Source organism: Rhizobacter koreensis (assembly GCF_013366375.1).
GTDB lineage: Bacteria > Pseudomonadota > Gammaproteobacteria > Burkholderiales > Burkholderiaceae_C > Schlegelella_A > Schlegelella_A koreensis.
In genome coordinates this window covers 1-7,820 of the sequence record NZ_JABWMJ010000031.1, presented here as the reverse complement: position 1 = coordinate 7,820, position 7,820 = coordinate 1, and the positions used below count along the sequence as shown (strand labels likewise).

Annotated in this window: 9 protein-coding genes; 3 read left to right on the top strand and 6 right to left on the bottom strand. The window is 61.3% G+C overall.

Going from position 1 to position 7,820, the window contains the following annotated elements:
- Nucleotides 1-243: 243 nt before the first annotated feature.
- Genes HQN59_RS25600 through HQN59_RS25585 form a run of 4 tightly spaced genes read right to left on the bottom strand, consistent with a single transcriptional unit; the run spans nucleotide 244 to nucleotide 2,649 of the window.
- Complete coding sequence (locus HQN59_RS25600) at nucleotides 244-1,302, bottom strand: fatty acid desaturase (protein WP_176071966.1); 1,059 nt, start codon at nucleotides 1,300-1,302, stop codon at nucleotides 244-246.
- Nucleotides 1,303-1,339: 37 nt separating this feature from the next.
- A complete protein-coding gene (locus HQN59_RS25595; RefSeq protein WP_176071965.1) occupies nucleotides 1,340-2,104 on the bottom strand; it encodes an autoinducer binding domain-containing protein in 765 nt (254 codons plus the stop codon).
- The gene (locus HQN59_RS25590; protein ID WP_176071964.1) at nucleotides 2,070-2,384 is read right to left on the bottom strand and encodes a hypothetical protein; all 315 of its coding nucleotides are present in this window, start codon (nucleotides 2,382-2,384) and stop codon (nucleotides 2,070-2,072) included. Before HQN59_RS25590 ends, HQN59_RS25595 begins: the two co-directional genes overlap by 35 nt.
- On the bottom strand, nucleotides 2,359-2,649 hold the full coding sequence (locus HQN59_RS25585) for a hypothetical protein (RefSeq protein WP_176071963.1): 291 nt from the start codon (nucleotides 2,647-2,649) through the stop codon (nucleotides 2,359-2,361). The genes HQN59_RS25590 and HQN59_RS25585 overlap by 26 nt, the downstream gene beginning before the upstream one ends.
- 378 nt (nucleotides 2,650-3,027) lie before the next feature.
- On the opposite strand from HQN59_RS25585, the gene HQN59_RS25580 reads away from it, so the two are divergent.
- On the top strand, nucleotides 3,028-3,330 hold the full coding sequence (locus HQN59_RS25580) for a hypothetical protein (RefSeq protein WP_176071962.1): 303 nt from the start codon (nucleotides 3,028-3,030) through the stop codon (nucleotides 3,328-3,330).
- 186 nt (nucleotides 3,331-3,516) lie between these two features.
- Here HQN59_RS25580 and HQN59_RS25575 read toward each other — a convergent pair whose 3' ends face one another.
- Together HQN59_RS25575 and HQN59_RS25570 are read right to left on the bottom strand one after the other, a co-directional pair.
- Nucleotides 3,517-3,774 (bottom strand): hypothetical protein, encoded by a 258-nt coding sequence (locus tag HQN59_RS25575; RefSeq protein WP_176071961.1) that lies wholly within the window; start codon nucleotides 3,772-3,774, stop codon nucleotides 3,517-3,519.
- Nucleotides 3,775-4,094: 320 nt separating this feature from the next.
- The gene (locus HQN59_RS25570) at nucleotides 4,095-4,286 is read right to left on the bottom strand and encodes a hypothetical protein (protein ID WP_176071960.1); all 192 of its coding nucleotides are present in this window, start codon (nucleotides 4,284-4,286) and stop codon (nucleotides 4,095-4,097) included.
- Nucleotides 4,287-4,327: 41 nt separating this feature from the next.
- Between HQN59_RS25570 and HQN59_RS25565 the strand changes: the two genes are divergently transcribed.
- Nucleotides 4,328-5,086, top strand: a complete 759-nt coding sequence (locus HQN59_RS25565) for an HAD family hydrolase (protein ID WP_176071959.1) — start codon at nucleotides 4,328-4,330, stop codon at nucleotides 5,084-5,086.
- A 603-nt stretch (nucleotides 5,087-5,689) separates the two neighbouring features.
- A complete protein-coding gene (locus tag HQN59_RS25560) occupies nucleotides 5,690-7,645 on the top strand; it encodes a DUF262 domain-containing protein (protein WP_176071958.1) in 1,956 nt (651 codons plus the stop codon).
- The last annotated feature ends 175 nt before the right edge of the window (nucleotides 7,646-7,820 follow it).

The window sequence follows — 7,820 nt, the reverse complement described above, 5'->3', positions numbered from 1 at the left end:
TCGAACAACGAGCGCGGCGCCGCGAATCCCCTGTCGCACCTCCGAAATTGCCTCGTTGGACTGCCATCGTCAGTTCGAGCGTCAAGGTGTCGCCGTGACTCACGTTGCGCAGACCTTCCCTAGCGCTGTCGCGTCCCTCGGATAACTTGAAGTGGCCCACGAGGAGCAGGATGTGATCAGGTTTTGAACCAGCGGCTCCGAGCATGACGGCCAACCGTAAGCGAGTGCCGCCCCGGACGGCCATCATCTGTACAGGCCCACGCAGCTGATACTTCTGCTCCCGGGCAACGGTGACGAGGGATGAGACCTCCAATAGTTCAGGGCAGGTGTCATCACCCTCCGCCAAAGCGACGGAACGAACGACACGAACATCAGCACAACGTATCCCATAGGTAGCCGGGGCGAGTCCGAAGCTAAGTTGATTCGGTAGTACGGTAGAGGCCCTTGCTGGTGATGCGTGTAGTGCAGGCTAAGCCCCATCGTGACCCAGGCCTCGAAGCGGCAATCGCTTTCCCAGCCATACCCCCGCGCCTTGGCATCGGTGCAGCTGTCATCGCCGAGTGCCCAGTGCTGCACGTAGGTGACCACTTGAACAGAGAAGACTACGAGGACGCATGACGCGGCGTAGATGATCACACCACGCCAGCCAGCGGCCAATCCGAAGGTGCCCAGCGCCGTAGAGGTCGTGAGCGTTGAAAGTCGCATCCCCCGAACAGCGGCTGATCTTGAGTCGCCGGACAGTAGTATCCCCCTGCGGCCCAACGTCTCGTCTGCAATGACAAGCATTCGCCTCAGGCCGAACCGCCACACCGATTCATCTTGGAGGGGCCACTCCGCGGCAGCGGTGTTGCCTGGGAGATTGTGATGCCGGTTGTGCTCATAGCCAAGGAGCGGGTAACCCGAAAAGCCAGCCAGTACGTGGCCGAGCATGCGAGCGGCCTTGCTGCGCCGGTGCAGCAGGTCGTGCGCGACGCAGGTGGCAAAGAGCATCGTTGCCCACAGGCTGAAGATCCAGCCGACAGTGTCTACCGAGTTGGACGCGCGGCCGTTCAGCTGAACCAGCAGGCTCGCCACGGCGGTGGCCAGCACCGCTGCGTATCCGAAGCTGAGCTTGTCGAGGGCCGCAGTGACCCGTTCATCCCATGCTGGCGCCTGTCCCGGCGGCACGGCCCCGAATACCATCCGAAGCAGCGGGAACACGAGAAATACCGTCCCGAGCACGAGGTAAGGTAGGTTCAGCCAGCACGATACTCCGAACAGAAGCGGCGCAACCAGCACCGACAGATAGCCGGACGCGGCCACGCTTTGTGCCCAGAGGCTCCCTTGTCGAAGACCCACTTCAAATCACGCCGTATTCGGCGGCCATGTTGGCGGCAGAGATGCGCGAGTTCACACCGAGGCGAGCGTTGAGCCGCTGCCAGTGTGAGTCGATGGAAACTGGATTGACTTTCAAGACAGCGGCGCTTTGCTTGGACCGCTGGCCGGCTCGGGCATGGCGAAGCAGGAGTATGTCGGTTTCCGAGAGTTGCGCACGGTCGAGCAATTCCCGACGCAGTTGCGCGACCTGCCACTCGTGCAAGCGCATCGCGAGTGGTGTGGCGGCGAACGCCACGGCGGCCAGTCCGTCGCCGTCGAAGTAGGCCGGCTGCGACGATCCGATGCACAGTCCCCCGAGGCGTGTCAGCCCTTGTGGCGAATGGGCCGGAACGATCAGGGTGGACTGGAAGCCGTAGCGTCGCGCCATCGCGACAACCTGCCGCTCCCGTTCGGTTCTTGCGACGATTCGGCTGGCGAGCGTGGGCTCGGAATAGTGCCTCGCGTACGAAATCCAAGGGTCGTGCATGAAGCACGCGCCGTTCTCGTATTCGAGGCACCAGGCAGGGTCACAAGCGAGGATGAAGCGGTACGACGAGTCATGCTCATCATCCTTCATGAAGCTCGCAAACGCTCCAGCATCCGCGCCGAGCAGGACGACAGCTTCCGCCAGCAGCTCGCCCACCTCCGCGCCATCAGCCGCCGCCGGAATTCGCGATGCAATGTTCGCGAACCTCGGCAGCAGGTCAGGGTTGTTAACGGCTTCGCTGAGCGCCTGTCGTTCGCTCATGATCGTCGAGAAGGGCGCCGCCTTCGCGCTTCACTGCCGAAGAGACAACTGGATACTCAAACCGTATCGAGTCGCTATCACACCAGCGCTCGAACCCTTCCGGGTCTCGAAAGACGACCGACTGAACTAAGCGCGCATGTGCGTCGGCTCGACGACGCTCGCGCCTTACCCAGAGTCCGAATTGCGTCATGCGCAGCCAAATGCGGATCGAGCCATCGTCGCTTTGCACGACGACCGGCATGTCAGGCACATCCTCAGAAGCTGTCGGCAACTTCTTCATGATCGAGGACGCCTCGATGACAACTGGGGCAAAGCAGATCTACTGGCGGCGGCTGTTCGGCGGCAATCATTGCCACAAAGACCGTCTCAGTTGCGCAAGTTGCGCATTCGAAAAGCAGCACGTTGAACATCCGGGCGCAGCGGTCGCAACGCCAGTTCGTCGGCGACATTGGGTCGAGCGTCTCGTACTCGTCCCGCGCTGCGTGTCCGCAACGAGGGCAGCCGAAGTCGAGGTAGCTTCCAGCGTCCGAAGTCGTGTCCGTCATGCTCACCTCGCTACGTCCCGGCCGACCCGACTCCTTGCGTCGGTCTCGGACGCTATTCACGGTTGGATGCGCGCATATACGGTATTTGACAGCGACGCTTATCCCGTGATGGCATGATGGCTTTTAAACGTTCGGCCCGACGTGCGAACGTTGATTGAACGCCTGCGCGACTTGGATTGTGCGTCGAGGGCGGCGGCCGATCGTACCGCCGCGGCAATACCAGTCTAAGGCTCAGGCGGCGCTTGCCCCCGATGGCTTTCAACAGGAATCCATCGGTCATCCCGGCTGGCGGGGCTTACGCTTATCTCTTGCGCTTGGAATCCAAGTCAGATATTGCTACAGTAATCACCTAGTTCTGCTCACCGAGCCTTGTGTGTCATGTGGCTGATAGTTGCCAGAGAACCGCTGCCCGACAAGGCATATTGGCCTGGTCGCGTCTGGCTCGCCGCCGCCGATGCCGTGGCTTGGCCGACACTATGGTCACTGCTTGCCTTGCAGGCGGAGTCGGCAGGTTTGATTGGATCTGTGGTGGTGGCGCTTTCGGTAATGTTTGGCCTGAAGCGACTTCATCAGGCCCTCTGGCTCAACCACCGATACCGGTTCACGGCTTGGCGCTGGGGCAAGGTGGTTGCCGGATTGATGCTGATTGGGATCGTGCTGAAGCTTTCTATCGGCAACTGAGCTCGGCTACGGGGACGCTTGTCCGGATGCGGCTACGGGGCAGCCGTTGGCCACATGCAGTACGTTGTGCGTTTGCCGTTACACGACTAGATTGGCCGACCTGACGAGCCACCCAATGTCGGCACTCGCGCGCACCCAACGCGGTAGGCCGCGACACCTCTTCCGCGACGTGGTGCGCATGCACCTCTATCGCGGCGGGTAGGCGTCGCCGGCAAATTCTTTCAACTCGCGTATCCACGCAGCAAGTGCGTCGGGCCAGCCCTCCCCAATGGCGTCGGCACCGGTGAATCCGCCGTCGTCGAGGACGGCTTGGCCAGGTACCTCTTCGAGAAACGCAGCCATGAGAGCTGCGATTTGCTGGTCGGTCGCGCTCGGGTATTTGCTCCTGAACGCCTCTTCCAGATCTTCTGTCGTAAGCAGATCGGACTGATCGGTCTTGCCCATGCGTGCTCCAGTGGTTGCAAGATCCAACTACATCAGATGAGCGCGCCGCTAGTCAACGACAAGTCGTCGGCATCCGTCAGCCAACGCAGCCGCCACGAGACTCCTTGAGCGTTACGGAGACCCGCTGGGACGCCGTGGGACACATTGAGGTTTGTGCATCTTTTTGCAACCGCCTCAACGTGCCGAACCGTTTCTGTGCCACGCCAACACAGATCCATCAATCGCGCCGCCGCGCCTGCGCTTAGCTGATGCATGGCTTTGGTACACGGCTCCGCGGCATGCGAGCGACAACAACCCTCCCCATGTACTAGCTATGGCGGTTAGCTGGGGTGATCGTTGCGAAAACGGAGGGCGGCGATTCCGACACCCGAGTCGTGACCGAAGCGCGGCGCGCTGCCGCCGAGGGACTTCGCGCCGGGACCGCGCAGGGCCGTGAACGGCCCCTTCATCCCTCTGTTGCGCGGCCGCGAGCCGATGATCGGCTCGAGAAGGCCGGCGTGTTCGTCTTCCACGCGCCGAGCACGCGTCTGCTGGCGCGTGATAGCGTGCACCCATGGCGCTCGATCGCTCGCGCATCCGCGCCCTCTGCTTCGACGTGGACGGCACCCTCTCGGACACCGACGACCATCTTGTCGCTCGTCTCGCGGCGATGCTCGACGCCATCCCCCTGGTGAGCGGACGGCGCGCGGAACGGCTCGCCCGTCAGGCCGTCATGGCGGCCGAGACGCCCGTGCACGGGGCCTATGCCAAGCTCGACGAGCTCGGCCTTGACGTTCTGGTATTCGCGCTGCGCGACCGCCTCGCCGCGATTCGCCGTCGGGGCGCCGACCTCGAACGAACACGCAACCTCGCGGCGGCTGACGAGCTGCCGCACGAGATGGTGGCCGGCGTTAAGGAGATGATCGTTGCCTTGGCCGCGCACTTTCCGATGTGCGCCATCTCGACCGGCTCGGCGCAGCGGGTCGAACGCTTCCTGCGCCACTACGGCGTGCGCGAGCACTTCGTGGCGGTCATCGGCGCGCAGACGACCCTTAGGATGAAGCCGCACCCCGAACCGCTGCGCTTCGGCGCTGCCGCGATGAAGGTCGAGCCGCACCAGTGCCTGATGATCGGCGACACGACCATCGATATGCGGACTGGAGTCGCCGCAGGCGCGCAGACTGTAGGCGTGCTTTGCGGATTTGGCGCTGAGTCCGAGCTTGTGGCCACCGGAGCCCAGCTGATCTTGCGCACCACGTCCGACCTGCTCGGCGTACTCTGCCCTGCAGACGATCCTCTCGGGAAAACGGCGAGCCCGGATCCCAATGGCTAGCTGCCCCGGCGCGAGCGCGGCGTCTTTCTAAAGCTCGACGCCTCCGAGATCAGCGGCGTGAGACTGGCAGAAGCAATGCCCGCTCTGTTCGGGACTTTGTCCCTGCTCGGCAGCAGGAGGCCTACTAGTCGGCCCGATACGCACCAATCGAATTTGAAACTGCACCCGAGGAGGTTGAGAGCTTGGGTGAGAGACCGTTCGTGGCCGGCCGCGTACTTTCCCCACCCCCGCCGGAAGCTGACGGCGCGTGAGCGGCTGGCGTTCCCGAGAGTCTGCTTGGCGGCGCTGCGGCCGACTTCCCGTTTCGGCCATTACGTGCAGTTCGTGAACGGCAGGTCTGAGGCATTTCGGGGCCTTGGTCGCCCTGCCAGTCGGGGGCGCCGCGCGGCTCGCTACGCTGCCGTAAACGCGCCGGTCCCGAACCGGTCGGTGCTGGCCGGTTCGCAAGGGAGACTGTCGATGCTTTGCCCACGCATCGATCACACCGATCCCGCGGCGCTTGGGTCCGGACATAATTGGTTGGAAAGTGAACCGCCCCGTCAATTCTTGAAGATGACGCGGATGAGGCTTCACAAAGTACAACATCTAGGGAGAAGCCGACATATGGCAAAGACGACGTTCGACACCAATCCGGTGTTGCTCCAGACCCTGCTCAATACCTGCGAAGAAGGCAAGCTGCAGCTTCCGGATTTCCAACGCAGCTGGGTCTGGGAAGAAGAACGAATCATGAGCTTGATAGCGTCTGTTTCCCGCGGCTTCCCGATGGGCGCGCTGATGTCGCTTAAATCGAAGATCGACACGGGCGTGGTTTTCGCCTATCGCCCCATTGAGGGCGCTCCGGTTTCGGCTCAGACCAAGCCCGAACAACTGCTGCTCGATGGACAGCAGCGCATGACGTCGCTGTATCAAAGCTGCATGCGCCGCCAAGTTGTAGCGACCATCACAGCCAAGAAAAGGCTGGTCAAGCGGTGGTTTTACATCGACATGACAAAGGCACTGAACAACGAGGCGGACCGCGAGTCTGCGATATTCGCAGTACCGGAAGATCGAAAGCTGAAAGAGAATTTCGACAAGGATGTCGTGCTCGACCTCTCCACACCGGCCTTGGAGTTTGAACACCTGATGTTTCCGCTGAACCGGGTGTTCAGTACGGACGAGTGGATGCAAGGGTTCTGGAAATTCTGGAACGCGAAGGGCGAGGACAAGATTGGCCTCTTTTTCCGATTCCAGAACGAGGTACTCAAGAACTTCACTGAATACCAAGTCCCCGTCATTGCCCTCGGCGCAGACACCTCCCACGAAGCCGTTTGCCTCGTATTCGAGAAGGTCAACACCGGCGGCAAAGCACTTGACGCTTTCGAACTGCTGACTGCCATGTACGCAGCCCAAGGCCACAAGCTTCGCGACGACTGGCTGGGTGATGAGAAGTCCGATGATCCTGACTGCAAGCTCGGCACACAGAAGCGGCTCGCCGCCTACGGTCGAGCTGCCGGCCAAGTGCACGGCGTGCTGGCCAATGTCGCCGCCACCGACTTCCTGCAAGCTATTGCGTTGCTTCATACCAAGGAAGTACGCCTAGCGGCCATCGCGGACCCCAGCAAGAAGGAGAACGACTGGCCAGCGGTTCGTGCCACCCGGCAGTCGTTGCTGGACCTGCCGCTGGCAGCCTACAAAAAGCATCGGAAAGCAGTGCACCTTGGGTTTGAGCGCGCCGCCAGGTTTTTGCGTCAGCAGCAGATTCACCGCATCAAAGACATTCCCTACCAAACGCAGCTTGTGCCGCTTGCAGCCATCTTTGCTGAGATTGCAGATAAGGCTGATCACACCGCCAACAACGAAAAAATCGCTCGCTGGTACTGGTGCGGTGTGTTTGGCGAGCTATACGGCTCAGCCGTCGAAAGTCGCTTCGCCAAAGACATTGTTGAGGTCCCGGCTTGGCTGGATGGGGCCTTAACTCCATCAACTGTGCTCGACGGGGTCTTGCGCTCCGACCGCCTGCTCACCATGCGCTCCCGCCTTTCCGCCGCCTACAAAGGCTTGCAAGCACTGTTGCTGCGGCAAGGGGCCATTGATTTCAGAAGTGGCCAAGCCTTTGACCAAGCGGTGTTCTTCGACGACGACGTCGATATCCACCACATCTTTCCCCAAGATTGGTGCGGCAAGCAAAGCCCAAAAATTCCTCCAAGCATTTACGACTCCGTTATCAACAAGACGCCGCTCGGCTACCGCACCAACCGCATCATTGGCGGCGTGGCTCCTTCGATCTATCTGAGCAAGCTGGAAGCGGGTAGGCTTGGCCCCAAGGGGCAGATTGTGGAGCCGCCCATCGCCAAGGGAACCCTTGCCACGTATCTTCAAACGCACTGCATCCCAGTGAATGAGCTTTATGCCGATGACTTCATTGGGTTCATGAACGCACGCCAACAGCTGCTTCTTGACTTGGTCGTCAGCGTCACTGAGAACGCCACACCGGCGAGCACCATTGCCGCCGACGAAGGCGAAGAACTCCCCCTGGCCATTGCCCACGACAGTGGTCTAGAACTTAGTGAATCCGAATAAACAGCCATGCAATGGATCGTCCCCCACGAGAAAGAGGCAGCTTCACCGACTGCTAAGGAAGGTCTGCGCAACGTGAGTCACGGCGACACCTTGACGCTCGAACTGACGATGGCAGTCCAACGAGGCAATTTCGGAGGTGCGACAGGGGATTCGCGGCGCCGCGCTCGTTGTTCGA